Origin of the sequence: Streptomyces sp. NPDC000410, assembly GCF_040300305.1 — a bacterium.
GTDB lineage: Bacteria > Actinomycetota > Actinomycetes > Streptomycetales > Streptomycetaceae > Streptomyces.
The window spans coordinates 715,820-740,749 of the sequence record NZ_JBEPDM010000001.1; the positions used below are offsets into that span (position 1 = coordinate 715,820).

Sequence of the window (24,930 nt, forward strand, 5' to 3'; positions counted from 1 at the left end):
CCATAACTGTGGCGCAACACACGTTTCTTGAAGGGAACCGTGAGCGACTGATAGCGGTTGTACTCATGTCCCACACCGCTCACATACGAAGCCACCGGAAGCCCCGCCAGAGCGCCTCGAAGCTCGCGCTCCGGGCCGGAGTTGCCGGTGGCGTTCTCAGCACCATCGCGGTGGCCGCCAGTGCCGGGCCGGCGAATGCCGAGCCGGTGACGGAGACCATCGAGATGCCCGCGCTTTCGCTCGGGACCACCGACCTCGCCAGCGCGGTCGCCCTCTCCGCCGAGACCAACCAGCAGGCAGCCCTGGACCTCGACCTGCGGGTCCAGGAGAACGTCGCCGCCCAGAAGGCCGCCAAGGACGCGAAGAAGGCCCAGCAGGAGGCCGAGCGCAAGGCCGAGGCCAAGGAGAAGGCCGAGGCGGCCGCCCGCGCCGACGCCGCCGCGCAGGACCGCGCCTCCCGCTCCGACGAGCGCACCACGCTCTCCGCCTCCGGCTCCGGCCAGAGCAGCTCCTCCAACGCGTCCGGCTCCGTCGGGACCGTCATCGCCTTCCTCAAGGCGCAGCTCGGCGACGCCTACGTCATGGGCGCCACCGGCCCGAACGCCTGGGACTGCTCCAGCCTCGTCCAGGCCGCCTACCGCCAGGTCGGCGTGGACCTCCCGCGCGTCTCGCAGGACCAGTCGCTCGCCGGCACCCCGGTCTCCCTGGACAACCTCCAGGTCGGCGACATCCTCTACTGGGGCGGCGCCGGCTCGGCGTACCACACCGGCGTCTACATCGGCGACGGCCAGTACCTCGACGCCGCCAACCCCAGCAAGGGCGTCGTCATCCAGGACCTGTCGGGCTACCCGGCCAGCGGCGCCGTCCGCGTCCTCTGACACCGGCACAAAGCAGGGCATGCCGAAGGGCCGTCGCTCCCCGACCGGGGGCGACGGCCCTTCGGCATATACTCCAACGCCGGGGTGAGGGGGGAGATTTGGGCAGCGCCGCCGCCATCGACCATGAGCACAGGCTCGCTCAGGATCTCTACGTGATCGGCTTGGGGGCGGGCGCGCCGCAGCACGACGGCGGGGAAGGGCTGCCGGACAGGCGGCAGCGCGGTGCCGCGGCTACTCGCGGAGGGGCTGACCGACGAGGCCGTCGGGCGCCGGCCCGGCGTCTCCGCCCGCACGGCGCCGCATGGTCGGCGATCTGACTAGCCGCGCTCGGCGCCACCAGCCGGTTCCAGGTCGCGGTCCTCGCGGAGCGCGCCGGCCGACTCGCGCCGAAGGCCCCGGAGGCCCCGGAAACCCTTGCGGGCCCCGGCCCCGAGGAGCACATGGGCCACGACTCCGGCGAGCAGTCCCCAGAACGGTGAGCCGATTCCGGCGATGGTCACCCCGGACGCCGTCGCCAGGAAGGTGATCACCGCGGCCTCCCGGTCGCGCTCCTCCGCGACCGTACGGGTCAGACTGCCCGACAGCGCCCCGAGCAGCGCCACCCCGGCGAGGGTGGCGACCAGCGCCTTCGGCAGCCCGGTGAACAGGGCCACCAGCGTCGATCCGAAGCAGCCGACCACCAGATAGCCGATGCCGCAGGTGACCCCGGCGATCCAGCGCCTGGCCGGGTCGCGGTGCGCGTCCGGGCCGGTGCAGATCGCCGCGGTGATGGCCGCCGGGTTGATCGCGTGCGAGCCGAACGGCGCGAGCAGCACCGACATCGCGCCCGTCGCCCCGCACACCACGCGCTCGTCCGGCCGGTACCCGTCCGCGCGCAGCACCGCCATGCCCGGTGCGTACTGCCCGGCCAGCGTGGCCACCAGCAGCGGTACGCCGATCCCGACGAGCGCGCCCACCGAGAACTGCGGTGCCGTGAAGTGCGGTACGGCGAGCCCCGGGCCCGATACGCGCACGTCCAGCCCGCCCTGGGCCCCGGCGACGGCCAGCCCGACGACGAGCGCGCAGACCACCGCGTACGTCGGCACGAAGCGCCGCGCGAGCAGATAGCCGACCAGCATCGCGCCCGCGAGCAGCGGCGCCGAGGGCAGGGACGTGAAGATCGCGGTGCCGAACGAGAAGAGCGTCCCGGCGAGCATCGCCGAGACCACGCCCTCGGGAATCCGGGCCAGCACCCGTGCGAAGAGCCCCGTCGCGGTCAGCGCCGTGGCCGCGACACCCGCCGCGAGGAACGCGCCGACGGCTTCGGCGTAGCCGTGCTGCGCCAGGGCCGTGACCAGGATGGCCGCTCCCGGTGTCGAGAACGCGGTGATCACCGGCGCGCGGCTCCACCAGCTCAGCCCGATGCAGGTCAGGCCCGCCCCCATGGAGATGGCCCACACCCAGGACGAGCTCTGCGCCGCGGTGAGTCCGGCGGCGTCGGCCGCGGCCAGGACGAGGGCGAGCGGCCCCGCGTAGGAGACCACCATCGCCACGGTCCCGGCGGTGACCGCGGTCAAAGACACCGATCTCACAGATTGTCAGCCCCAGATGCAGGAGAACAGAGACACCGCGAACGCCTCCCCTGTGATGCGGTCGCGCCGCCCCTCATGCTGCCGCACCGCCACCGGCGGCGGGACGCCGGGGCGAGGCCGGTTCCGGACGCGTCACCACCGGCCACCCCGGCGCGCTGTCCGGTGCGTGCGCCTAGGGCCTGTCTTTTGGATCAGGCCGGATCAGCGAGCGGGGTCTGGTGCGTGCGATCGCAAGGCGGAGGAGGAAATCGACGCGGAGCGTCGGTGACCGACGACAACGCAGCTGGGGGCACCCCCAGGCGCAGCTCTGGGGGAGTGCGTGCCAGGGCACGCGAGCCCGGCAAGATCCGAAAGACAGGCCCTAGGCCTTGCGGAAGGCCTCGATCAGGCGGGCGTAGCTGTCCTGGCCGTGGCCTGCCGCGACCGCCGAGCGCATCAGGTCCAGGTGGAGTTCGGGCAGTCGTGCGTCGATGCCCCGGTCCGCGCCCGCGTGCAGCAGATGGCCGATGGCCACCACCTGTACGTCGATCGTGGCGTCGTCGCCCGGGTACTCGCCCGCGTCGATCTGGTCCGCGTACCCCGTCATGAACCAGGAGACGGTCCGCAGCCAGCGGTCGACGACCGCCGTGAAGTCCTTGGCGGCGACGCCGTCCGCGCCGACGAGGGCGGTGGCGTGCAGCCAGCCGCCGAAGACGGACCACATGAGGCCGAGCAGGCCGGTGTCGTAGAGCGAGGCGAGCCCGGCGTCGCTGCCCAGGTCGACCGGATCGCCGAGCACGGCGAGGGTCTCCCGGTGCGCGGCGAGGACCTCGGGCGCACCGCTGTAGAGGAACATGCTCGCGCTGTCGCCGACACCCGGCGGGGTCGTCATGACGGCTCCGTCCAGGTACGTGATCCCGTGCCCCGCCGCCCACTTCGCCTCCTCGCGGGCCTGCTCGGGCGAGCCGCTGGTGAAGTTGACCAGGGCCCGTCCGCGCAGCGTCTCGGCGACGGGGGCGAGGAGTGCGCGTACGGCGGTGTAGTCGAGGACGCAGATCACGACGAGGTCGCTCGCCGCGACCGCCTCGGCGACCGAGTCCGCGCGGACCGCGCCACGGGCGACCAGGGGCGCGGCCTTCCCGGGGGTGCGGTTCCAGACGGTGGTGGGGTGACCGGCGTCGAGGAAGGCCCCGGCGAGCGCGGCACCCATCTGCCCGAGACCGATAACAGTGACATTCTGAGTACTCATGACGGTAACTCCCGTTTTCCTGTGGTTCCTTGCGCAAGATCCACACTCGCAGGGGAGCGGGTCCGCCGACAGCGGCAGAAGTGACGGCGGGCGCAAAATTCCTGCCGTAGGCTCGGCGGCATGAGTGCGGGAGTCGTCGCCATCGCCGTCGTACCGGATCAGCGGGCCGGGCTCACGATGTGGGAGCTGCACGAACTGTCCATCGCCTGCACCGTGTTCGGGGTGCCCCAGCCGGATCTCGTGGACCCCTGGTACGAACTGCGCCTGTGCGGGAGCCCCTCGGCGGGCCCGAGCCCGGGATCGCCCTTCTCCTTGCGTACGGAGTACGGACTCGACGCCCTCGTCGGCGCGGACACCGTCATCGTGCCGTCCGTCCCCGACGCCGTGGTCGAGGAGGGCGAGGACGTCCCCTCCGAGCTCGTCGAGGCCTTGCGGGAGGCGGCCGGATCCGGCGCCCGTATGGTCTCCCTGTGCACCGGTGCGTTCGCGCTCGCCGCCGCCGGGCTGCTCGACGGCCGCCGGGCCACCGCGCACTGGCAGCACACCGCCCAGCTCGCCGCCCGCCATCCGGAGGTGATCGTCGACGACTCGGTGCTCTACACCGACGAGGGCGACGTGCTGACCAGCGCGGGCGCGACCGCCGCCCTGGATCTCTGTCTCCATCTGGTCCGCCGCGATCTGGGCGCGGACGTCGCGGGGCGCCTCGCCCGCCGGCTGGTGGTGCAGGCCCATCGCGCGGGCGGTCAGGCCCAGTTCATCGAGGCACCGGTGCCGCCCAGCGACGACGACAGCCTCTCCCCCGTGCTCCAGTGGGCGGTCGAGCACCTCGCGGACCCGCTCACCGTGGACGTGCTCGCGCGCCGGGCGCGGATGAGCCCGCGCACGTTCCACCGGCGGCTCCAGGAGGCCACCGGCACCACCCCGCTGCAATGGCTGCTGCAACAGCGCGTGGCGCGGGCCCAGGCGCTGCTGGAGTCCACCGATCTGCCCGTCGAGCAGATCGGTGAGCGCAGCGGCCTCGGTACGGCGGCCAATCTGCGCCGCCACTTCACCAGGACGGTGGGCGTGTCGCCCACCGACTACCGGCGGTCGTTCAGGCCTTCGGGGCCACCTTCGAGAGGCCGTTGATGATGCGGTCCATCGCGTCGCCGCCGGTCGGGTCCGTCAGGTTCGCGAGCATCTTCAGCGTGAACTTCATCAGCACCGGGTGGGTCAGACCGCGCTGCGTCGCGATCTTCATGACCTTCGGGTTGCCGATGAGCTTCACGAAGGCGCGGCCCAGCGTGTAGTAGCCGCCGTAGGTGTCCTTCAGCACGCGCGGGTAGTTGCGCAGGGCGAGCTCGCGCTGCGCCGGGGTGGCGCGGGCGTGGGCCTGGACGATGACGTCGGCGGCGAGCTGGCCCGATTCCATGGCGTACGCGATGCCCTCGCCGTTGAACGGGTTGACCAGGCCGCCCGCGTCACCGACGAGCAGCAGGCCCTTGGTGTAGTGCGGCTGCCGGTTGAAGGCCATCGGCAGGGCGGCGCCGCGGATCGGCGTCGTCATGTTCTCCGGGGTGTAGCCCCAGTCCTCCGGCATCGAGGCGCACCAGGCCTTGAGGACCTCGCGCCAGTCCAGCTCGCGGAAGGCGGATGAGGAGTTGAGGATGCCGAGCCCGACGTTGGACGTGCCGTCGCCCATGCCGAAGATCCAGCCGTAGCCGGGCAGCAGCCGGTCCTGCGGGCCGCGCCGGTCCCACAGCTCCAGCCAGGACTCCAGGTAGTCGTCGTCGTGCCGGGGGCTGGTGAAGTACGTCCGCACCGCGACGCCCATCGGCCGGTCCTCGCGGCGGTGCAGCCCCATGGCGAGGGACAGCCGGGTGGAGTTGCCGTCGGCGGCGACGACGAGCGGGGCGTGGAAGGTGACCGGGGTCTTCTCCTCGCCGAGCTTGGCGGTGACGCCGGTGATCCGGCCGGTGCGGTCGTCGATGACGGGCCCCTGGACGTTGCAGCGCTCGTACAGCCGCGCGCCCGCCTTCTGGGCCTGGCGGGCCAGCTGCTCGTCGAAGTCGTCACGCTTGCGTACGAGTCCGTAGTCCGGGTACGAGGCCAGCTCCGGCCAGTCCAGCTGGAGCCGGACGCCGCCGCCGATGATCCGCAGGCCCTTGTTGCGCAGCCAGCCGGCCTCTTCGGAGATGTCGATCCCCATCGAGACGAGCTGCTTGGTGGCGCGCGGGGTGAGACCGTCGCCGCAGACCTTCTCGCGCGGGAACGCGGTCTTCTCCAGGAGGAGGACGTCGAGCCCGGCCTTGGCCAGGTAGTACGCGGTCGTGGAACCGGCCGGGCCCGCGCCGACGACGATCACATCCGCGGTGTGCTCGGACAGGGTCTCGGTCACGGCGGGGTCTCCCGAAGACTCGATTTCGCGTGCTTAAAAGCACTGGACCTGTGCAGTCTATGGGTGCGTACTGATCCACAAACCGAAGGGCTGCCCCATGAGCGAAACGCTTCCCGCCGCGCCGGTCGTGCAGTTGCGTGTGCCCACCGACGAGGACGCCCTTGCCTGGCACCGGATCTTCGCGGACCCGGAGGTCATGGAGTTCCACGGCGGCGCGGCGGCGGAGCTGTCCGTGTACGAGGAGCTGACCGCCCGGCAGCGCCGGCACGACGCCGAACGCGGCTTCTGTCTCTGGACGATGCTGAACGGGGAGGGCGCGCCCATAGGCTTCACCGGCGCCCAGCCGTGGCCGTACGCGTGGGGCCCGTCCGGCGAGATCGAGATCGGCTGGCGGCTGGCGCGCCGGGCGTGGGGGCGGGGTTACGCCACCGCCGCGGCCCGTACGACGCTGGATCGCCTGCGCGCGCTGGGCGTACCGAGCGTCGTCGCGATGGTGGACGCGCGCAACGAGCGGTCGATCGCGGTGACCCGGCGGCTGGGGATGGAGCGGGCGGAGACGTTCACGACGCCGACGGGCCGTACCGGCCACTGCTTCCGGCTGACGCTGTGAGGCCCTGATCCCGATCGGACGGGGGACGGCGGTCAGAAGACGGACAGCCCGGTGAGCGTGGTGAAACGGTCCAACGCCGCCACGCCCGCCACCGAGTTGCCGTGCGTGTCCAGCCCCGGGCTCCACACGCACAGCGTGCAGCGGCCCGGGACGACGGCGACGATCCCGCCGCCCACGCCGCTCTTGCCGGGCAGCCCCACCCGGTAGGCGAACTCGCCCGCCGCGTCGTACGTCCCGCAGGTGAGCATCACCGCGTTGATCTGCTTGGCCTCGCTGCGGGTCAGCAGCCGGCTCCCGTCGGCGCGCAGCCCGTGCCGGGCGAGGAACCGTGCCGCCAGGGCCAGATCGGCGCAGTTCATCTCGATCGAGCACTGCCAGAAGTAGTGGTCGAGGAGGGTGGGGACGGGGTTGGCGATGTTTCCGTACGACGCCATGAAGTGGGCCAGGGCGGCGTTGCGGTCCCCGTGCGCGGACTCCGACGCGGCGACCTCCGCGTCGAAGGCGATCTCCGCGTTGCCGCTCTCGGCGCGCAGGAACTCCAGGAGTTCGCTGCTCGCGTCCCCGGTCAGGGTCTGCAGCCGGTCGGTGACGACGAGCGCGCCGGCGTTGATGAACGGATTGCGCGGGATGCCGTTCTCGTACTCCAGCTGCACGAGCGAGTTGAACGGGTTGCCGGACGGCTCGCGGCCCACGTGCGTCCACAGTTCGCCGCCGTCCAGCGAGAGGGCGAGCGCCAGTGCGAAGACCTTGGTGACGGACTGGGTGGAGAAGGGACGCTCCCAGTCGCCGACCCCGTACACCGTGCCGTCGAGGTCGGCGATGGCCATGCCGAAACGATTCGGCTCGACGGCGGCGAGCGCCGGGATGTACTCGGCGGGCGTACCGCTGCCGACGAGCGGGGCGACGTCGGCGGCGATCCGCTCCAGTACCTCCTGGTAGTCCATGACGACCCGGGACTACGCGGGCCTGGTGCCGCGGTGCAGCGCCACGATCCCGCCGGACAGGTTCCGCCACGCCACCTTCGACCAGCCGGCCTTCTGCAGCAGCCGCGCGAGCTCGGCCTGCTCGGGCCAGGACTGGATCGACTCGGCGAGATAGACGTACGCGTCGGGGTTGGAGGACACCGCACGCGCCACGGGCGGCAGGGCCCGCATCAGGTACTCCTCGTACACGGTCCGGAAGGGCGCCCAGGTGGCGTGCGAGAACTCGCAGATCACGACGCGCCCGCCGGGCTTGGTCACCCGGTACAGCTCGCGCAGCGCGCCGTCGGTGTCCTGCACGTTGCGCAGCCCGAAGGAGATCGTGACGGCGTCGAAGGACGCGTCACGGAACGGCAGCTTCGTCGCGTCGCCCGCCGTCAGCGGCAGCCACGGGTGGCGCCGCTTGCCCTCGCGCAGCATGCCGAGCGAGAAGTCGCACGGCACGACGTACGCACCCGCACGGGTGAACGGCAGCGAGGACGTCCCGGTGCCGGCGGCCAGGTCGAGGACCTTCTCGCCGGGGCGCCCGTTCACCGCCTTGGCGACCTCCTTGCGCCAGCGGCGGTCCTGGCCCAGGGAGAGCACGTCATTGGTGAGGTCGTAGTTGGCCGCGACGGCGTCGAACATCGTGGCGACTTCGTGCGGCTGCTTGTCCAGGGATGCGCGGGTCACGGGTCCATTGTGCCGGTCGGGAGGGGCCGGAGTTCGAGCAGGGCGGTCAGGCCGGGTGCGACGTCGGGCGAAACGCCGGGCAGGACGCCGAGAAAAACGTCTTCAACCTTTCCGGCGCGACCGCGCTCTGGAGAGGGGTGTAAGGACAACAGGGGAGGCGGGAGGGTGCATGCCTGAAACGGAGCGGCGCCAGGACTTCGAGGCGTACGCGCGGGGCAGCCAGCGGCGGCTCTACCGCACGGCGTATCTGCTGTGCGGGAACGCCGACGAGGCCCGGGACCTGGTGCAGTCGACGCTCGCCAAGCTGTTCCAGCACTGGCGGCGGGCGAGCGCCGCCGATCATCTCGACGCCTACGCCAGGACCGTGATGACCCGCACCTTCCTCGCCGAGAAGCGGCGCCGGCTGCGGGATCTGCTCGCACACCGGCGGGCCGACCCGCCGGCCGCGCCACTCCACCCGGACCTGCGCGTGACGCTGCTGGCCGCGCTCGCCGAACTGCCACCGAGGGCGCGGGCGATGGTCGTCCTGCGCTACTGGGAGGACCTGAGCGTGGAGACCGTCGCCGGGCTGCTCAAGTGCAGCGAGTCGACGGTCAAGAGCCAGTGCTCGCGTTCGCTGGCACGACTGCGGGAGCGGCTGGGCGAGGCCCATGTCTACACGACCCAGAGCTGACCGAGAACCGACCGAGAGCTGAGGGAACTGCTGTGAGCACTGCGAGGGACGAAGAGGACACCGTGGCGGTCAGGGACGCGATGGAGCGTACGACCGCCGACCTGCCCGCCCTGCCCGATCTGGCGTCGGCGGCCGTGGAGCACGGAATGCGCCGCAGGGCGCGGGCGCGGGTGGCGGTCGCGGCGAGCGTCGCGGGCGTGGCCACGCTCGGGATGCTGGCGGTGGCCGCCCTGCCGGGCGGCGGCGGAGGCGGCGCCGTCTCCCCGGCGGCTGTGGGGTCGAGCCCGAGCCCGACCCCGGCCCCGTACATCACCCCGGTGCATGTGAAGCCGTCGCCGGGCGAGGAGTCGATGGCGGATCTGCCGAAGGGGGAGCGCAAGCGACTGGAGGACTTCCAGCAGCAGGCGGCGGTCGCCCTGAACCGGACGCTGGGGGACGCGGTCGGGAAGATCCGGCCGTTGGACCTGTCCGTGTCGCAGTTCCAGGCCGAGAAGGCGGGGAAGAAGTTCCCCCTGACCTTCTCGGTGCGGCCGCAGGACGAGCCGGGGAAGCCCGGGACGCCCGAATGCCGGGACATCCCGTCGAAGGGGATGAGCTGCGAGTGGGCCGAGCTGGCCGACGGCATCAAGGCCCGCGTCGTGGACACGCCGATGAACAGCTCGGACACGCTCGGCGCGTCGGTGCTCTTCTCGTACGGGCGCAGCAGCGTGGTGCTCTCGGTGAGCCCGGACGACGCCGCGGCCGCGTCGGCCCCCGTGACCGGCAAGCAGCTGCTGGCTGCCGCGCGTGACAAGGCGCTGCTGGACCTGGTGCGGTCCGCCGACAAGCACCCGGTGCAGGAAAAGCAGCGGTACGCGCCGGCCGGTGACTGAGGCACGGCACGCACGGGGGCGGCGCCGGCGTCCGCGTCCCCTGCGAACGGCCTTACGGGGCTCCGTGCTGGCGGTCGGCACGGCGGCGGTGGCCCTGCTCGTGCCGCAGCTGCTGCCAGAGGGGGCGGCGCCGCCGGACCGCCTGCCGGGTACGGCCCCGGCCCCTTCGAGGACCGGAGCGCCGGTCTCCCCGCCCGCGGCGCCACCGAAGGCGCCGCCGAAGCCGACAGAGGCGCCGAAGGCGCCCAAGACGCCCGAGGCGCCCGAGGTGCCCGAGGCGCCCGAGGTGCCCGAGGTGCCCGAGGTGCCCGAGGTGCCGAAGTCGGGTGCCGGAACCTTCACCACCGCCCGCCCCGCCGGGTCGGGTTCCGGTTCCGGTACGGGCCACCGCTTCCGGGTCGACGTCGAGGACGGCATCTCGCTGTCGCCGGACGAGGCCGGGAAGGACATCGCCCGGATCCTCGGTGACCGCCGGGGCTGGGCGCGCCCCGGTGGCCGGTCCTTCCGCCAGGTCGGCGCCGGGCCGGCCGAGCTGATCATCCGGATCGCCACGCCGGACACGGTGGACCGGCTGTGCGGTGAGTACGGGCTGAACACCCGCGGCAAGGTCAACTGCCAGGTCGACGACACCGTGGTCGTGAACCTCGAACGGTGGCTGCTCGGCTCCCCGCGGTTCCGCGGCCCCCTGCCCGAGTACCAGGCCCTGATCATCAACCACGAGGTCGGCCACTGGCTCGGCCGCGGCCACGAAACCTGCCCGGGCCCCGGCCGCCCGGCCCCGGCGATGATGCAACAGATCGACGGGCTGAAGGGGTGCGTGGCGAACGCGTGGCCGTACGACGGGGAGGGGCGGTATCTGGGAGGACCGAGCGTGCGGTAGGTCGGCGGGGGGCGCCTGCGGCGGGCCTTCCCCTACCCGCCCCTTCCCGCAACTGGGGCTGAGCCCCAGCCCCCGTCTGCGGGGGCTCCGCCCCCGAACCCCCGCTCCTCAATCGCCGGAGGGGCTCCAAAGGAGCCCGTCCGGCGATTGAGGACACGGGCCGAAGGCCGTACGGGGGTCCGGGGGCTTGCCCCCCCGGTCTTTCAGCCCCGCCGGCGTTTGAGGCGCGGGGGCTGGGGCAGCGCCCCAGTTCGGGATGGGGGTACCTCCCAGGCGAAGCTCTGGGGGAGGGCGGGTAGGGGAAAAGGCCCGCCGCAGGCGCCCCCCGACGCGCGCCACCCGACACGCCCCCACCCCCGTCACCGCCCCCGGTACACCAGCCGCCCCCCGAGCACCGTCGCGACGCAGGTCGTCGCGCCGTGGGTGCGCAGAACCGCCGCGGGGAGTTCGTCGACCGGGACGTCGAAGACCGCGAAGTCGGCCGGGCCGCCGACCGACAGGTCACCGTCGAGCACCGCGCTCAGCGGACGCATCGCGAACGGGTCGAGTGACGGGCACGCGATGTCCCGGCCCGCGCGCGGCTCACGCACCCGCAGCCCGGACCGCTCGACGGCCGTACGCACCGCCGGCCGGGTGAACGGCCCGGCGACGGCCGTCGTGCCGTGCCGGAGCATCCGCTGCAGCCCGCGACGCGCACTGGCGCCCCAGCGCGCGTCGTCCAGCCCCAGGGCGACGAGCGCGTCCCCGGTCAGCGGCTCCGTGCCGAGCGTGTCCGCCTCGCGCGGATCCGGGTGGTACGCGGCCTCCAGCAGCGCGGCGGCCGCCGGGTTCACGAGCCCCGGCACGAGCAGTCCCGGCCAGCGGCGCACCCGCGCCTGCGGGCGGGCGGCGACCATCTCCTCGTACGACCCCCTGGCGATGATCAACCCGCTGTCCACGGTGACCGCGACGCGGCCGGTGACCGGCCGGCTGCCGCCGAATACCGCGTCCGCGACGTGAATCGTCAGCAAGACAGCACCGACCCCGGCCTCAGTTGGCGGCGATGATCTGAAGCTCGGGGTGCGCCGTCCCGCCCTCGATCGCCGTCGACGAGATGTGCGAGGCGACCCGCTCGTCGACCGGGTCGTTCGCCGGGTCGTCGTGCACGACGATGTGCTCGTACGTCGTCGTGCGCTGCGCCGGGACGCGGTCGGCGGTGCGGATCATGTCGATCATCTCGCGGAGGTTGGAGCGGTGCTTCGCACCCGCCGACGAGACGACGTTCTCCTCCAGCATGATCGACCCGAGGTCGTCCGCGCCGTAGTGCAGGGTCAGCTGCCCGATCTCCTTGCCCGTGGTGAGCCACGAGCCCTGGATGTGCGCGACGTTGTCGAAGAACAGCCGCGCGATCGCGATCATCCGCAGGTACTCGAAGATCGTCGCCTGCGTACGGCCCTTGAGGTGGTTGTTCTCCGGCTGGTACGTGTACGGGATGAAGGCCCGGAAGCCACCCGTCCGGTCCTGCACGTCGCGGATCATGCGCATGTGCTCGATGCGCTCGGCGTTGGTCTCGCCCGTGCCCATCAGCATCGTGGACGTCGACTCGACGCCCATCCGGTGCGCGGTCTCCATGATCTCCAGCCACCGCTCGCCGGACTCCTTCAGCGGCGCGATCGCCTTGCGCGGCCGCTCGGGCAGCAGCTCGGCGCCGGCGCCCGCGAAGGAGTCGAGGCCGGCGGCGTGGATCCGCTGGATGGCCTCCTCGACCGACACGCCCGAGATCCGGGCCATGTGCTCGACCTCGGACGCGCCGAGGGAGTGGATGACCAGCTGCGGGAAGGCCTGCTTGATGGCGGCGAAGTGCTTCTCGTAGTACTCGACGCCGAAGTCCGGGTGGTGTCCGCCCTGGAACATGATCTGCGTACCGCCCAGCTCGACGGTCTCGGCGCAGCGCCGCAGGATGTCGTCGAGGTCGCGGGTCCAGCCCTTCTCCGTGTCCTTGGGCGGGGCGTAGAAGGCGCAGAACTTGCAGGCCGTGACGCAGACGTTGGTGTAGTTGATGTTGCGCTCGATGATGTACGTCGCGATGTGCTCCGTACCGGCGTAACGGCGGCGGCGTACGGCGTCGGCGGCGGCGCCCAGCGCGTGCAGCGGCGCCGAACGGTAGAGGTCGAGCGCTTCCTCGGGGGTGATCCGCCCGCCCTCGGCGGCACGGTCCAGGACGGACTGAAGGTCGGCCTTCTCGGGCACCGGGGGTCACCTTTCGGCGGGGCTGAACGGTCCGAAACAGCCTACGGCAGCGGGTTCACCTCGCCTTGGTGAGGGTTCCCGAGGGGGTGCCCGCGCCGGTCTCCTGCGACTGGTAGCGCAGCGTGCCGTCCGGGTTCAGCGTGAGGGTCAGGGTGGATTCCGTACTCGTGCACAGCCCCGCCGTTCCGGGACGCTCGGGGTCCGCCCGGTCCGCGATGCGTAGTTCCCGCGCGGTGCCCGAGACGAGCTTGCCGATCGCGTGGCACTCCACGGCGCCGAAAACGGACGTGGTCAGCCGGACGACGTCCTCGCCCTTCGCGCCGGCGGAGATCACAGCCGTCAGGTCGCCGTGCGGAGCGCCGCTCCGCTCGGTGGTCGGGCCCTTCCAGGTCCCGATGAACGCCTTCGGCACCTCCTTCACCGGGGCGGGCTCGGCGTCCGCGGGCTCGCGGGACGCCGAGGACTGCGGCGGCTGGGCTGCCGTGTCGTTGTGGCCACCGCCGCCCGGGACCATGCCGAGCAGGACACCGCCGCCCACCGTCACCGCGGCCAGCGCGCCCGCCACCGCCAGGGCGACCGTGCAGCTCAGTTTCCGGCCGCCGCCGGTGCTGACGGAGAACGAGACGCTGCCGTCCGGCTGCGTGGACGGCTGTGCGGACGGCTGTGCGGACGAGTGCGCGGACGAGTGCGCGGACGGATACGCGTACGACGGCGCCTTCGAAGGGACCGGCGGCGGCTCGATCGGCGGGCCGAACACCCCGACCGCCGGGCTGCTGAACGGCACCGGCCCCGAGGCCGACGGGTCCTGCCGTGCGGGCTCCAGGTCGAGCAGCCGCACCGCCGCCCGGCTGACCTGCTCGACCAGCGGGCCGGGCAGCCAGCCCGCCGCCACCAGCGCGGCCGTGCCGCCCGGCGCGAGCCGGGCCGCCACCTCGGCCGGCGCGGGCCGCGCGGCCGGGTCCTTGGCCAGGCAGTCGGCGACGACCGCGCGCAGTTCGCCCTGGAGCGCGCCCAGTTCGGGCTCCTCGTGGACCACCTTGTAGAGCAGGGACGCCGAGGAGTCACCCGGGAAGGGGGCCGCTCCGGTCGCGGCGTACGCGAGGACCGCGCCGAGCGAGAAGACGTCGGCCGCGCCGCCCACCCCGGCCTGGCCGAGGATCTGCTCGGGGGCCATGTAGCCGGGCGAGCCGACGGAGACGCCGGTGGTGGTGAGCGAGGCGGTGCCGTCGACGGCGCGGGCGATGCCGAAGTCGATGAGGCGGGGGCCCTCAAGGGCGAGCAGGACGTTCGAGGGCTTGACGTCGCGGTGGACGAGACCCAGCGCGTGCACCGCCGCGAGCGCTTCGGCGAGGCCCGCGCCCAGGGTCCGTACGGTGTGCTCCGGCAGCGGCCCGTGGTCCGTGACGGTCTGCGTCAGCGACGGCCCGGCGACGTAGCCGGTCGCCACCCACGGAACCGGCGCGTCCGGGTCCGCGTCCAGCACCGGTGCCGTCCAGGCGCCGCCGACCCGCCGTGCCGCCTCGACCTCGCGCCTGAACCGGGCCCGGAACTGCTCGTCGAGCGCGAAGTGCGGATGGACGACCTTGACCGCGACGGTACGGCCGCCCTCGCTGCGGGCGAGATACACCCGGCCCATGCCGCCCGCGCCGAGCCGTCCCAGCAACCGGTACGCACCGATGGTCTGCGGCTCGCCCGCCTCCAGCGGCTGCATGAGCTCCCCCGATTCCGCTTGCGTGATGGACGTCGTCACCAGCGTAGAGCGCGGCCGCGGGCGGCATCACGGGGATTGCCACCCGCCCCGGGCCAACCAACGCACCGCACCTCGCATCTCTCTCGGCGGAAACCACCGCAAACCTCGGAGTTCAGCCATGAAACGCCCGCTCAAGGCCAGGACCAGGACCAAGGCCAAAGCCCTCATCGCCGCCGTCGCCCTCGGCTCGGTCGTGCTCGTCTCCGGCTGCTCCGACGAGGGCGAGCCCGTCTCCTTCGACGGCCCCTCGGCCCAGGCACCCGCGCCCGCCGCCTCCGGGAAGTCCTCCGCAGACCCGGCCGGGAATCCCGCCGCCGCCGAGGCCGCCGCCAAGACCCTGCTCCCGACCGGCCCCAAGGCGGAGTTCACCACCCAGGCCACGCTCGACGACGGCACCAAGATCGGCCGCACGACGCTGCACGGCGAGAAGTCGGGCTTCACGGGCAAGGTCTGGGTCTGGGCCCCGAAGCAGTACTTCGACCCGAAGTACGCGAACAGCGGTTTCCCGGTCCTGATCGCACTCCCCGGCGGCAACGGCTACCCGAACAATTACTGGATGGGCACCGACCTGAAGCTGCAGAGCAGCATCACCAAGTGGTCGCAGGAAGGGAAGAGCCTTCCGTTCATCGTCGTGATGCCTGTACTCAACCCGGACGACAAGTATTACTACGACGGCAGCGATATACCGGGGCAGCCGAAAATGGGCACCTGGATGACCGAGGACATACCCGATTTCGTGAAGGCCAATTTCCGTACCTTCAAATCCCGGGACGGCTGGGCGTTCATGGGATCGTCATCCGGTGCGTTCGTCGGACTGAAGTCCGTGCTCCAGCGCCCCGACAAGTTCAAGGCCGTCATCGCCTCCGGGCCCGACACCGTGCCCGACTCCCCGCTGTGGGTTGGACACCCGGCCGAGCAGCAGGCGAACAACCCGGAGAAGCTCGCGGCGGCGCTCGGCGCCAGGCCCGACACCGAGGACAACCGGGTCCATCTGGCGTTCCAGATCGGCACCAAGGAGTCCGGGATGAGGAACCTGAAGTCCTTCATCCGGACCTACACCAAGGGCCCGGTCAAGACCCGGCTCCAGGTCATCCAGGACGGCGAGCACAACGCCAAGACCTATGTGAGGGGCATGGAGGACGGGTCGATCCAGTGGATCAGCGACCACATGCAGGCCCCGATCCCGTCCTCCTGACCCACCGCCGTCACGAGCCGAGCAGCTCGACCCGTACGTCCGCCGGGAACCCGGTCGTCGGCCCGGTCCGGCGTGCGAACTCCCGTACCCCGGCGAGCTGCTCGGCCCCGAACCGGAAGTCGAGCGTCGTGAAGTACCGCTCCAGCAGCCGCGCGTCGAACGCCTCCCAGCGCGAGGCCTGCTCGGCGACCTTCACGACCTCCTCCAGGGACAGGTCGCGCGACGCCAGGAACGCCTCGTGGACCTTCTCCACGACACGCGGTTCGCGCGCGAGGTAGTCCTTGCGCGCCGCCCACACGGCGAAGACGAACGGCAGGCCGGTCCAGTCCTTCCACATCTGCCCCAGGTCATGGACGCGCAGGCCCAGGCGCGGCGCGTCGTGCAGCGAGGCGCGCAGGGCGGCGTCCCCGATCAGCACGGCCGCGTCCGCCTCCTGCATCATCACGCCGAGGTCGGGCGGGCAGCTGTAGTAGTCGGGCGCCACGCCGTACTGCTCGGCCAGCAGCAGCTGGGCGAGCCGTACCGAGGTGCGCGAGGTCGAGCCGAGGGCGACCCTGGCCCCGTCCAGCCGCTCCAGCGGCACCTGCGAGACGATCACGCACGACATGACCGGGCCGTCGCAGCCGACAGCGATGTCGGGGAACGCGACGAGCTCGTCGGCATTGCGCAGGAACTCGACCAGGGTGATCGGACCGATGTCGAGGTCTCCGCAGACCAGGCGCTCGGAGAGCTTCTCCGGCGTGTCCTTCGTGAGCTCCAGATCGAGGAGCGTCCCGGTGCGCGCGAGCCCCCAGTAGAGGGGCAGGCAGTTCAGGAACTGGATGTGTCCGACGCGCGGCCTGCTGCGGTGGTGGCCGGCAGTGGCGACGCGGGCACTATCAGCTGGTTCTGCGGGTTCTGCGAGTTCTGCGTGACTGTCCACATCGTGAGGCTAGACCCGTGACCGGCGCCGCGAATGCCCGGGGGCGGCGCGCCGCGAGCGTCAGCGTGTCGAGTCGGCATCAAACATCCGGGTGACGTGATCTTTCCCTCTACCGCTACGAACACCCTGCGTGCTACGCTCAGCGCAAGTTGCAGTTTGGTTTCCCTTGCAGTACAGAGCCTGCGGAGCATGTGACCCGCAGGCTTTTGTAGTTTTCAGACTTGTTTGCAGGTTCTGGAGCAGGGCAACCCTTTGGCCCAAGGAGGGCTTATGGCTACCGGAACCGTCAAGTGGTTCAACGCTGAAAAGGGCTTCGGCTTCATCGCCCAGGACGGCGGCGGCCCGGATGTCTTCGTCCACTACTCCGCGATCAACGCGTCCGGGTTCCGCTCCCTCGAGGAGAACCAGGTCGTGAACTTCGACGTCACCCAGGGCCCGAAGGGCCCGCAGGCGGAGAACGTCACCCCGGCCTAAGTTGCCCGGGTCGGCGATCGCGCTCGACTTAGCAGTACCCAAGGAGCCCCGCTCCGTACGTCCAGTACGGAACCGGGGCTCCTGCCCTTTCCCGGCGCGCCGCGCGCTACAGCTCCCGGAAGAGGATGTTCAGCCCGACCGGGCCGCGTGTGGGGTGCCGGAAGGCGCCCGGTACGGTCCCGAGCGTCCGGAAGCCCAGCGACTCCCACAGCTTCATCGCCGGGTTCGTCTCCACGACCGCGTTGAAGATCATTCCGGTGTAGCCGTCGCTCCTGGCCTGCTCCAGCACGTACTCGGCGAGGAGCCGCCCGATCCCCCGCCCCGCGTGCGCCGGGTCGACCATGAAGCCCGCGTTGGCGATGTGCGCGGCGGGGCCGCCGTAGTTGGGGCGTACGTACGCCGAGGCGACGATCGCGCCGCTCTCGTCCTCCACCACGGACACGCGGTTCGCGGGTGCCATCCACAGCGCGCGGGCGGCCGGCTCGGGCGTGTCGCGGTCCCAGGCGTAGGTCTCTCCGGCCGAGACGATCCGGTGCCAGAACGGCCAGACAGCGGCCCAGTCGTCGGGTGTCGCGTCTCTGATCAGCATGCCGCGAGTCTCGCACGGTCATCCGGCGATACGTATCTCCCACGGGCGCCCCCGGGCCCGTACGCTGGAGGTGTGACCGAGCGCAAGCCGCCGGGCGTCAGCTTCGAGTCGTGGGCCGACAAACAGATCCGCGAGGCGACGGAGCGCGGCGATTTCAAGGATCTTCCCGGCATCGGCCTGCCCCTGCCGGAGAGCGGTGACGCCTACGACGACCTCTGGTGGGTCAAGGGCAAGATGCACCGCGAGGGCCTGTCCTACCTGCCCCCCACGCTCGCCCTCCGCAAGGAGGCCGAGGACGCGCTGGAGGCCGCCGCACGAGCCCCTTCGGAGGCCGCCGTGCGCCGTATCGTCTCCGGCATCAACGACAAGATCGCCGCCGCGATCCGCCGCCCTCCGCCCGGCCCCCTGCTGGGCCTGCGGCTGTACGACACCGAGGCGGTCGTCCGGGACTGGCGCCGGCGCCACCAGGCGGGCAGCGCGGCCTAGGCCGTGTCTGACACATCCCGCCTGGCACGCGGCGCCCGGCACGCACTCCCCCAGAGCTTCGCCCGGGGGTGCCCCCAGCCGCCTTGTCGGAGTCATCCACTTACGTCCGGTACGAGGATGATCTTCCGCCTTGCGATGGCACGCACCGAACGCCGCGCGCCCCGCCCTACGGGCGGACGGCGGTATTCGTCAGACACGACCTAGGCCTCACCGGCCGCCGGAGAGGCAGTATGCGCGAGTGCGCCACGGCCTCCAGGCGTACGCGGTGCGCCTCACCGGCCACCGGGCACGGCGTGCGCGGTGAGCCCCAGCCGGGCCGGACCGGCCCTGCCCGGTGAGCCTCACCGGCCGGCGGACGGCGACCAGCGTTCGCCCTTCATGAGGTTGCCCAGGCCCTCCCAGGCGAAGTTCATCAGCGTCGCCGCCGCCTCGTTCGCCGAGACGCCGGTGGTGTCGTTCGCCCAGCCCGCCAGCGACTCGGCCGCGCCCACCAGGGCCTGCGCGAGGCCCTCGATGTCGCGGTCGGCAAGGTCGCCCTCCGCGTGGGTCTCGCGGGCCGCCGCGCCGACGAGGGCGGTCACGAACGCCACGATCTCGTCCCGCATCACCGTCACTTCGGCGGCGAACGGCTCGCCGTGCGTCCGCGCCTGCCGGTGCAGCACCGCCCACGCGTCCGGGTGCTCGGCGGTGTGCCGGAAGAACGCCGCGAGGCCCTCCCACAACTGCCGGTCCGCCGGCAGCCCCGGCTCCACCGCCGCGCGTACGGCCGCGACCAGCGCCGCGGCCTCGCGCCGGATGCACGCCGTGAACAGGTCCTCCTTGGAGTTCAGGTACAGATAGACCAGCGGCTTGGACACGCCCGCCAGCTCGGCGATCTCGTCCATGGACGCCGCCCGGTACCCGCGCTGCCCGAACGTACGCACCGCCGCGTCCAGCATCTGCCGCTCCCGCACGGCACGCGGCAACCGCGTGCCCTTACCGGCCCCACTCACGCGCCCTCCCTTACTCGGCGGTAAGCCTAAGGCCGGTCCCCCTGAAACAGGGACCGGCCTTCCGGATGCGGGAACGGCTCAGGCGTTGGGGCGCTTGCCGTGGTTGGCCTTCTTCTTCTTGCGGGCGCGCCGCTTGTTGCCTCGCGTCGACATGTGCGTATCTCCTTATTTCAGGACCATTCACACCGTGATCAGTCTAGATTCAGCCCCTGCCCGTCGCCACGGCGGCCGGGCGAACGACAGAGCGCCCCGGATCGCTTCCGATCCGGGGCGCTCATGCCGCATACGGCGGGCAGGGTCAGGCGGCGACGGGCACAGCCACCTTCTGCTCGGCCTCACGGCCCTCCGCCTCGTCGACGGGCGAGGCCGAAGCCGCGTTGTACGCCTCGTGGTCGAGGATCTTCTCGCGGGCGGCGACGATGACCGGGACCAGCGCCTGACCGGCCACGTTCGTGGCCGTGCGGACCATGTCCAGGATCGGGTCGATCGCCATCAGCAGGCCCACGCCCTCCAGCGGGAGACCCAGCGTGGAGAGGGTCAGCGTCAGCATGACCGTCGCACCGGTGAGACCGGCGGTGGCGGCCGAGCCGACGACCGAGACGAACGCGATCAGCAGGTAGTCCTGGATGCCCAGCTGGACGTCGAAGATCTGCGCGATGAAGATCGCGGCGAGCGCCGGGTAGATCGCGGCGCAGCCGTCCATCTTGGTCGTGGCGCCGAACGGCACGGCGAAGGAGGTGTACTCCTTCGGGACGCCGAGGCGCTCGGTGACCTTGACCGTGACCGGCATCGTGCCGACCGAGGAGCGGGAGACGAAGGCCAGCTGGATGGCCGGCCAGGCGCCCTTGAAGAACTGCACCGGGTTGACCTTGGCGACGAGCCCGAGCAGCAGCGGGTACACGACGAAGAGGACGATCGCGCAGCCGATGTAGACGTCGGCGGTGAAGGTCGCGTACTTGCCGATGAGGTCCCAGCCGTAGTCGGCGATGGCGTAGCCGATGAGGCCGACGGTGCCGATCGGGGCGAGGCGGATGACCCACCACAGGGCCTTCTGGAGCAGCTCCAGGACCGACTCGCTCAGCGCGAGGACCGGCTTGGCGCGGTCACCGAGCTTGAGGGCGGCGATACCGGCGACAGCGGCCATGAAGACGATCTGAAGGACGTTCAGCTCGGTGAAGGGCGTGATGACGTCCGTCGGGATGATGCCGGTGAGGAAGTCGATCCAGGAGCCCGCGTGTTCGGGCTTCTTGCCGTCCTTCGGGGTGAGGCCGGTGCCCGCTCCGGGGTTGGTGAGCAGGCCGATCGCGAGGCCGATCGCGACCGCGATCAGCGAGGTGATCATGAACCAGAGCAGGGTGCGGGTGGCCAGCCGGGCGGCGTTGTTGACCTTCCGCAGATTGGTGATCGACACCAGGATCGCGAAGAAGACGAGCGGGGCGACCGCCAGCTTCAGCAGCTGGACGAAGATGCCGCCGACCTGCTCCAGGGCCTTGTAGAGCCAGTTGATGTCCTGGCTGCGGGCGAGCCAGCCGAGCAGGCCGCCGAGGACCAGACCGGCGACGATCTGGGCCCAGAAGGGGATTCTGGGTATTCGCGAGGAGTTCGCGGACACGGGCACACTCCATGAGGGCGCATGAGACATACGGGGACAGGGGTGCGGCGCGCGGGAGCGCCGCTGTGATGCCGGGTCAGACCGAGCGGCAACAGACCGCGGACATACAGCGGCAGAGATCGACGTGCAGGCGCGCCACGAGCGAGGTGCTCATGGCTGCGTAGGGGCGCACTGCTGTCGTCATGCGAAACACGTTAACACTTGAACTTTGAGAACCTCAAAGCACTTCTTTGAGGTTCTTCGGGGCGGGGACACGCCAACGCCCCACGCTGGAGCGGCTGCTCCGGCGCGGGGCGTGGGACGAGTGTGAGGAAGCTTACGTTCCGCTTACTGCGGCCACTGCGGCCTTACTGCAGGGCGCTGTCCTCCTGGGACCGGTTGGACTCCAGACGGGACTTCGCGCGGTCCACCTTGGCGACGATCTGCTCGGACATCGCGTCACGCTGCTTGCGCAGCAGGACGAAGCTGAGCGGCGCGGACACCACGACGGAGAGGACCAGCACCCACAGCAGGTTGGAGTCGCCGAGGCCTCTCGGCACCACACGCAGGTACACCAGTCCCCACATGACGGCGAAGCAGCCGGCGAAGATGCCGAGACGCATGAGGGTGTACCGGAGCGTGGCGCTCGTCTTGCTGTCGGACACGACGGCCCCTTTCCTTCACTGATATGCCCGACCAGTGAAGCAGATGGCGATTTGATCAGTTCACGGGGTCGGTTCGGGTGTCTTCGGTGTCAGTGCAGGGGGAGCAGCATCGTGATGTCGTCACGGTCGTCCCCGTCCGCGACCCGGATGGCGTCGGGCACCCGCCCGACCTCCTTGTAGCCGCACGACTCGTAGAAGCGCTCCAGGCCCATCCCGCCCCGGCAGGTGAGCCGTATCGCCTCGACGCCCGCCAGTCCGCGGGCGGCGTCGGCGGCCGCGGCGAGCAGCTCGCGGCCGTACCCCTTGCCCTGGTGGCGTGGATGGACCATCACCGTGTAGAGCCAGATCCAGTGCCGCATCAGCCGGTGCGTGTTGTGCGTGAGGAACGCGGCGGCCACGACGCCGCCGGCGCCCCCGGCACCCTCGCCGCCCCGGTCGTCGCGTCCGACGAGCAGCCGGGTACGGCCCTCGGCCATCGCGGACAGGTGCTTCAGCCAGTCGGGCCGTATGTCCTCGGTGGTCACGGGCGGCACGAACCCGACGGATCCGCCCGCGTTGCTGACGTCCGCCCAGAGCCCGAGGACGTCGTCCCGCAGAGCGGGGCCGACGTCCGGATCGAGCGTGAAGGTGAGTGCCATGCCCCGACGGTAACAACGCGCGGGAACGGCACCGCCCCTGGCCCCGGCGGGATCAGAAGCGCATCGGCTGCGGCGCCTCGCGGCGGTCCGCGTCCGGGCCCGGGTACTCGCGGATGATCTCGTAGCGGGTGTTCCGCTCCACCGGGCGGAAGCCGGCGTCGCGGATCAGCTCCAGCAGATCCTCGCGGCCCAGCTTGTTCGGCGTGCCGTAGTTGTCCGCGTCGTGCGTGATCTTGTACTCGACGACCGAGCCGTCCATGTCGTCCGCGCCGTGCTGGAGCGCCAGCTGCGCCGTCTGGACGCCGTGCATGACCCAGAAGACCTTGACGTGCGGGACGTTGTCGAACAGCAGCCGCGAGACCGCGAAGGTCTTGAGCGCCTCGGCGCCCGTCGCCATGGTCGTACGCGCCTGGAGGCGGTTGCGGACCTTGCCGTCCTTCATGTCCACGAAGTCGTGCTGGTAGCGCAGCGGGATGAAGACCTGGAACCCGCCGGTCTCGTCCTGGAGTTCACGCAGCCGCAGCACGTGGTCCACGCGGTGCCGGGGCTCCTCGATGTGCCCGTAGAGCATCGTGCTCGGGGTCTTCAGGCCCTTGGAGTGCGCCAGGCGGTGGATCCGGGACCAGTCCTCCCAGTGGGTCCGGTGGTCCACGATGTGCTGGCGGACCTCCCAGTCGAAGATCTCCGCGCCGCCACCGGTCAGCGACTCCAGACCGGCCTCGATCAGCTCGTCGAGGATCTCGGAGGCCGACAGGCCCGAGATGGTCTCGAAGTGGTGGATCTCGGTGGCCGTGAAGGCCTTCAGCGAGACGTTCGGCAGGGCCTTCTTCAACTCGCTGAGCGAGCGCGGGTAGTAGCGCCAGGGCAGGTTGGGGTGGAGCCCGTTGACGATGTGCAGCTCGGTGAGGTTCTCGTTCTCCATCGCCTTGGCGAGGCGGACGGCCTCCTCGATGCGCATGGTGTACGCGTCCTTCTCGCCCGGCTTGCGCTGGAACGAGCAGTACGCGCACGACGCCGTGCACACGTTCGTCATGTTGAGGTGGCGGTTGACGTTGAAGTGGACGACGTCGCCGTTCTTGCGGGTGCGCACCTCGTGGGCGAGGCCGCCGAGCCAGGCCAGGTCGTCCGACGCGTAGAGGGCGATACCGTCCTCACGCGTCAGCCGCTCCCCGGCACGGACCTTCTGCTCCAGCTCCCGCTTGAGTCCAGCGTCCATTCGCGGCCGCCTCCCATACATCGCTTATCGGGCCCCACCCACGGTATCCCTACCCCCCTACTCCTCTTCGGGCAGTCCCCCGACCCGGTTCTCCCACTTGGTGGACAGCACGATGGTCGTACGGGTCCGGGACACGCCCTTCGTCCCCGACAGCCGGCGGATGGTCTTCTCCAGGCCGTCCACGTCGCTCGCCCGGACCTTGAGCATGTACGAGTCGTCGCCCGCGATGAACCAGCAGTCCTCGATCTCCGCGAGATCGCGCAGCCGGCGCGCCACGTCCTCGTGGTCGGCGGCGTCGGACAGGGAGATGCCGATCAGCGCGGTGACGCCGAGGCCGAGCGAGGCGGCGTCGACGGTCGCCCGGTAGCCTGTGATGACCCCCGCCGCCTCCAGGCGGTTGATGCGGTCGGTGACGGAGGGACCCGAGAGTCCGACGAGCCGGCCGAGCTCCGCGTAGGAAGCCCTGCCGTTCTCGCGCAGGGCCTGGATGAGCTGCTTATCCACGGCGTCCATATGCCTGAGCCTTCCATTGTTCATCGATTCCGCAAGTTTATACGTAAAACGTAAGGCGCGCAGGGCTGACACCCTGCGAATCCTTGAGTCGATCAGAACCTCTACCGCTCGCCACGGGAGCCGCCGAGCTCCCCCTCCCACCGTCGGTACAGCCGGTGCGGCACCCCGGCCGCGTCCAGCACCCGCCCCGCGACGAAGTCCACGAGGTCCTGGATGTGCGTCGCGCCCGCGTAGAACGCCGGAGAGGCGGGAAGCACCACGGCGCCCGCCTCGTCCAGTGCCACCAGGTGCCTGAGGGTCTGCCCGTTCAGCGGCGTCTCGCGCACCGCCACCACCAGCCTGCGGCGCTCCTTGAGCGTCACGCTCGCCGCCCGCTGCAGCAGGTCCTTCGACAGACCGAGCGCCACGCCCGCGACGCAGGCCGTGGACGCGGGCACGATCAGCATCCCCTTGACGGGATACGACCCCGAGGAGGGCCCGGCCGCGAGGTCCCCGGCGGCCCAGTGCCGCACGCCCCCGACGTCCACGGTGAACGTGCCGGGCTTGCCGTCCGCGCCCCGCTCCAGCCACTCGCGGAGATCGTCCTGCCAGTGCGCGTCACGGAACGCGATCCCGGTCTCGTCCAGCAGGGTGAGCCGCGAGGCCCGCGACACCACCAGGTCGACGCTCTCACCGGCGTGGAGCAGTCCGCGCAGCACGGCGGCGGCGTAGGGGGTCCCGGACGCCCCGGAAACCCCGACGACCCACGGGGTACGGCGGTTGGCGTCAGTCATGGGATCGAGCCTATCCGGCCCCCCGGTGGCAGAGCCGGGTTAGGGGGTGTCCGGTGGATCAGGCTGGAGCCCAGCATGATCCACCAGGTACTCGCCGAACGTCGACCAGCTCCAGTCCACGCCCTCTTCGAGCGCCTTGAGCGCCATGCCCTCGAC

Annotated in this window: 27 protein-coding genes; 9 read left to right on the plus strand and 18 right to left on the minus strand. The window is 71.3% G+C overall.

Annotated elements, in window-relative coordinates; genetic code table 11:
• The first annotated feature begins 65 nt into the window (after positions 1-65).
• On the plus strand, positions 66-878 hold the full coding sequence (locus tag ABT342_RS03340; protein ID WP_351566192.1) for a C40 family peptidase: 813 nt from the start codon (positions 66-68) through the stop codon (positions 876-878).
• Between the two features lie 317 nt (positions 879-1,195).
• On the opposite strand, the gene ABT342_RS03345 is transcribed toward ABT342_RS03340, so the two are convergent.
• A complete protein-coding gene (locus tag ABT342_RS03345; protein WP_351566195.1) occupies positions 1,196-2,440 on the minus strand; it encodes a benzoate/H(+) symporter BenE family transporter in 1,245 nt (414 codons plus the stop codon).
• A gap of 370 nt (positions 2,441-2,810) precedes the next feature.
• The gene (locus tag ABT342_RS03350) at positions 2,811-3,677 is read right to left on the minus strand and encodes an NAD(P)-dependent oxidoreductase (RefSeq protein WP_351566198.1); all 867 of its coding nucleotides are present in this window, start codon (positions 3,675-3,677) and stop codon (positions 2,811-2,813) included.
• 120 nt (positions 3,678-3,797) lie between these two features.
• On the opposite strand from ABT342_RS03350, the gene ABT342_RS03355 reads away from it, so the two are divergent.
• The gene (locus ABT342_RS03355) at positions 3,798-4,805 is read left to right on the plus strand and encodes a helix-turn-helix domain-containing protein (RefSeq protein ID WP_351566201.1); all 1,008 of its coding nucleotides are present in this window, start codon (positions 3,798-3,800) and stop codon (positions 4,803-4,805) included.
• Here the strand turns inward: ABT342_RS03355 and ABT342_RS03360 are convergent.
• The gene (locus ABT342_RS03360; RefSeq protein ID WP_351566204.1) at positions 4,771-6,054 is read right to left on the minus strand and encodes a geranylgeranyl reductase family protein; all 1,284 of its coding nucleotides are present in this window, start codon (positions 6,052-6,054) and stop codon (positions 4,771-4,773) included. The two genes, ABT342_RS03355 and ABT342_RS03360, sit on opposite strands and share 35 nt — an antisense overlap.
• Before the next feature lie 97 nt (positions 6,055-6,151).
• Between ABT342_RS03360 and ABT342_RS03365 the strand changes: the two genes are divergently transcribed.
• Positions 6,152-6,664: a GNAT family N-acetyltransferase gene (locus tag ABT342_RS03365; protein ID WP_351566207.1), complete on the plus strand. Its 513-nt coding sequence runs from the start codon at positions 6,152-6,154 to the stop codon at positions 6,662-6,664.
• Positions 6,665-6,696: 32 nt separating this feature from the next.
• Here the strand turns inward: ABT342_RS03365 and ABT342_RS03370 are convergent, their stop codons facing one another.
• Both ABT342_RS03370 and ABT342_RS03375 read right to left on the minus strand, forming a co-directional pair.
• Positions 6,697-7,608: a glutaminase gene (locus ABT342_RS03370; RefSeq protein ID WP_351566211.1), complete on the minus strand. Its 912-nt coding sequence runs from the start codon at positions 7,606-7,608 to the stop codon at positions 6,697-6,699.
• A gap of 12 nt (positions 7,609-7,620) precedes the next feature.
• Entirely contained in the window at positions 7,621-8,316 is a 696-nt protein-coding gene (locus ABT342_RS03375) for a demethylmenaquinone methyltransferase (protein WP_351566214.1), read from the minus strand.
• A gap of 169 nt (positions 8,317-8,485) precedes the next feature.
• Here ABT342_RS03375 and ABT342_RS03380 point away from each other — a divergent pair, with 169 nt between their 5' ends.
• From ABT342_RS03380 to ABT342_RS03390, 3 genes are all read left to right on the plus strand, one after another.
• Positions 8,486-8,989: a SigE family RNA polymerase sigma factor gene (locus ABT342_RS03380; protein WP_351566217.1), complete on the plus strand. Its 504-nt coding sequence runs from the start codon at positions 8,486-8,488 to the stop codon at positions 8,987-8,989.
• Positions 8,990-9,021: 32 nt separating this feature from the next.
• Positions 9,022-9,861, plus strand: a complete 840-nt coding sequence (locus tag ABT342_RS03385) for a hypothetical protein (protein WP_351566220.1) — start codon at positions 9,022-9,024, stop codon at positions 9,859-9,861.
• Between the two features lie 64 nt (positions 9,862-9,925).
• Positions 9,926-10,741: a DUF3152 domain-containing protein gene (locus tag ABT342_RS03390; protein ID WP_351566223.1), complete on the plus strand. Its 816-nt coding sequence runs from the start codon at positions 9,926-9,928 to the stop codon at positions 10,739-10,741.
• Between the two features lie 359 nt (positions 10,742-11,100).
• On the opposite strand, the gene ABT342_RS03395 is transcribed toward ABT342_RS03390, so the two are convergent.
• The 3 genes from ABT342_RS03395 to ABT342_RS03405 are packed head-to-tail and all read right to left on the minus strand — an operon-like array spanning position 11,101 to position 14,681.
• The gene (locus ABT342_RS03395) at positions 11,101-11,751 is read right to left on the minus strand and encodes a hypothetical protein (RefSeq protein ID WP_351566226.1); all 651 of its coding nucleotides are present in this window, start codon (positions 11,749-11,751) and stop codon (positions 11,101-11,103) included.
• A gap of 19 nt (positions 11,752-11,770) precedes the next feature.
• Complete coding sequence (gene mqnC / locus ABT342_RS03400) at positions 11,771-12,970, minus strand: cyclic dehypoxanthinyl futalosine synthase (protein WP_351566229.1); 1,200 nt, start codon at positions 12,968-12,970, stop codon at positions 11,771-11,773.
• Positions 12,971-13,025: 55 nt separating this feature from the next.
• Positions 13,026-14,681 carry a serine/threonine-protein kinase gene (locus tag ABT342_RS03405; RefSeq protein ID WP_351566340.1) on the minus strand — a complete coding sequence of 552 codons (1,656 nt, stop codon included), beginning with the start codon at positions 14,679-14,681 and terminating at the stop codon, positions 13,026-13,028.
• A 157-nt stretch (positions 14,682-14,838) separates the two neighbouring features.
• Here ABT342_RS03405 and ABT342_RS03410 point away from each other — a divergent pair, with 157 nt between their 5' ends.
• Entirely contained in the window at positions 14,839-15,915 is a 1,077-nt protein-coding gene (locus tag ABT342_RS03410) for an alpha/beta hydrolase (protein WP_351566232.1), read from the plus strand.
• Positions 15,916-15,925: 10 nt separating this feature from the next.
• Here ABT342_RS03410 and ABT342_RS03415 read toward each other — a convergent pair whose 3' ends face one another.
• A complete protein-coding gene (locus ABT342_RS03415) occupies positions 15,926-16,837 on the minus strand; it encodes a menaquinone biosynthetic enzyme MqnA/MqnD family protein (protein WP_502965442.1) in 912 nt (303 codons plus the stop codon).
• A gap of 270 nt (positions 16,838-17,107) precedes the next feature.
• Here ABT342_RS03415 and ABT342_RS03420 point away from each other — a divergent pair, with 270 nt between their 5' ends.
• Entirely contained in the window at positions 17,108-17,311 is a 204-nt protein-coding gene (locus ABT342_RS03420; RefSeq protein WP_003967102.1) for a cold-shock protein, read from the plus strand.
• 106 nt (positions 17,312-17,417) lie between these two features.
• On the opposite strand, the gene ABT342_RS03425 is transcribed toward ABT342_RS03420, so the two are convergent.
• Positions 17,418-17,900, minus strand: coding sequence for a GNAT family N-acetyltransferase (locus ABT342_RS03425; RefSeq protein ID WP_351566235.1), 483 nt, complete (start codon positions 17,898-17,900; stop codon positions 17,418-17,420).
• A 72-nt stretch (positions 17,901-17,972) separates the two neighbouring features.
• Here ABT342_RS03425 and ABT342_RS03430 point away from each other — a divergent pair, with 72 nt between their 5' ends.
• Entirely contained in the window at positions 17,973-18,386 is a 414-nt protein-coding gene (locus ABT342_RS03430) for a DnaJ family domain-containing protein (RefSeq protein WP_351566238.1), read from the plus strand.
• Between the two features lie 341 nt (positions 18,387-18,727).
• Here the strand turns inward: ABT342_RS03430 and ABT342_RS03435 are convergent, their stop codons facing one another.
• The 8 genes from ABT342_RS03435 to ABT342_RS03465 all read right to left on the minus strand — a co-directional run bounded on the left by ABT342_RS03435 (position 18,728) and on the right by ABT342_RS03465 (position 24,774).
• Positions 18,728-19,324 carry a TetR/AcrR family transcriptional regulator gene (locus ABT342_RS03435; protein WP_351566346.1) on the minus strand — a complete coding sequence of 199 codons (597 nt, stop codon included), beginning with the start codon at positions 19,322-19,324 and terminating at the stop codon, positions 18,728-18,730.
• Positions 19,325-19,456: 132 nt separating this feature from the next.
• A complete protein-coding gene (locus ABT342_RS38185; RefSeq protein WP_411977145.1) occupies positions 19,457-19,531 on the minus strand; it encodes a 50S ribosomal protein bL37 in 75 nt (24 codons plus the stop codon).
• A gap of 145 nt (positions 19,532-19,676) precedes the next feature.
• Entirely contained in the window at positions 19,677-21,020 is a 1,344-nt protein-coding gene (locus ABT342_RS03440; protein ID WP_351566241.1) for a dicarboxylate/amino acid:cation symporter, read from the minus strand.
• A 317-nt stretch (positions 21,021-21,337) separates the two neighbouring features.
• Positions 21,338-21,634, minus strand: coding sequence for a DUF4229 domain-containing protein (locus ABT342_RS03445; protein ID WP_351566244.1), 297 nt, complete (start codon positions 21,632-21,634; stop codon positions 21,338-21,340).
• A gap of 89 nt (positions 21,635-21,723) precedes the next feature.
• On the minus strand, positions 21,724-22,272 hold the full coding sequence (locus tag ABT342_RS03450) for a GNAT family N-acetyltransferase (RefSeq protein WP_351566247.1): 549 nt from the start codon (positions 22,270-22,272) through the stop codon (positions 21,724-21,726).
• Positions 22,273-22,324: 52 nt separating this feature from the next.
• Positions 22,325-23,488, minus strand: a complete 1,164-nt coding sequence (mqnE, locus tag ABT342_RS03455; protein WP_351566250.1) for an aminofutalosine synthase MqnE — start codon at positions 23,486-23,488, stop codon at positions 22,325-22,327.
• A gap of 57 nt (positions 23,489-23,545) precedes the next feature.
• Positions 23,546-24,001 (minus strand): Lrp/AsnC family transcriptional regulator, encoded by a 456-nt coding sequence (locus ABT342_RS03460; RefSeq protein ID WP_351566253.1) that lies wholly within the window; start codon positions 23,999-24,001, stop codon positions 23,546-23,548.
• Between the two features lie 101 nt (positions 24,002-24,102).
• Entirely contained in the window at positions 24,103-24,774 is a 672-nt protein-coding gene (locus ABT342_RS03465; protein WP_351566256.1) for a UbiX family flavin prenyltransferase, read from the minus strand.
• Between the last annotated feature and the right edge of the window lie 156 nt (positions 24,775-24,930).

Bases quoted from the DNA above. Each gene is read 5' to 3' on its own strand.
- ABT342_RS03340 (WP_351566192.1), top strand. From the start codon at position 66: ATGTCCCACACCGCTCACATACGAAGCCACCGGAAGCCCCGCCAGAGC.
- ABT342_RS03350 (WP_351566198.1), bottom strand. From the start codon at position 3,677: ATGAGTACTCAGAATGTCACTGTTATCGGTCTCGGGCAGATGGGTGCC.
- ABT342_RS03355 (WP_351566201.1), top strand. From the start codon at position 3,798: ATGAGTGCGGGAGTCGTCGCCATCGCCGTCGTACCGGATCAGCGGGCC.
- ABT342_RS03365 (WP_351566207.1), top strand. From the start codon at position 6,152: ATGAGCGAAACGCTTCCCGCCGCGCCGGTCGTGCAGTTGCGTGTGCCC.
- ABT342_RS03370 (WP_351566211.1), bottom strand. From the start codon at position 7,608: ATGGACTACCAGGAGGTACTGGAGCGGATCGCCGCCGACGTCGCCCCG.
- ABT342_RS03380 (WP_351566217.1), top strand. From the start codon at position 8,486: ATGCCTGAAACGGAGCGGCGCCAGGACTTCGAGGCGTACGCGCGGGGC.
- ABT342_RS03405 (WP_351566340.1), bottom strand. From the start codon at position 14,681: ATGCAGCCGCTGGAGGCGGGCGAGCCGCAGACCATCGGTGCGTACCGG.
- ABT342_RS03410 (WP_351566232.1), top strand. From the start codon at position 14,839: ATGAAACGCCCGCTCAAGGCCAGGACCAGGACCAAGGCCAAAGCCCTC.
- ABT342_RS03420 (WP_003967102.1), top strand. From the start codon at position 17,108: ATGGCTACCGGAACCGTCAAGTGGTTCAACGCTGAAAAGGGCTTCGGC.
- ABT342_RS03425 (WP_351566235.1), bottom strand. From the start codon at position 17,900: ATGCTGATCAGAGACGCGACACCCGACGACTGGGCCGCTGTCTGGCCG.
- ABT342_RS03435 (WP_351566346.1), bottom strand. From the start codon at position 19,324: ATGCTGGACGCGGCGGTGCGTACGTTCGGGCAGCGCGGGTACCGGGCG.
- ABT342_RS03440 (WP_351566241.1), bottom strand. From the start codon at position 21,020: ATGTCTCATGCGCCCTCATGGAGTGTGCCCGTGTCCGCGAACTCCTCG.
- ABT342_RS03450 (WP_351566247.1), bottom strand. From the start codon at position 22,272: ATGGCACTCACCTTCACGCTCGATCCGGACGTCGGCCCCGCTCTGCGG.
- mqnE (WP_351566250.1), bottom strand. From the start codon at position 23,488: ATGGACGCTGGACTCAAGCGGGAGCTGGAGCAGAAGGTCCGTGCCGGG.
- ABT342_RS03460 (WP_351566253.1), bottom strand. From the start codon at position 24,001: ATGGACGCCGTGGATAAGCAGCTCATCCAGGCCCTGCGCGAGAACGGC.
- ABT342_RS03465 (WP_351566256.1), bottom strand. From the start codon at position 24,774: ATGACTGACGCCAACCGCCGTACCCCGTGGGTCGTCGGGGTTTCCGGG.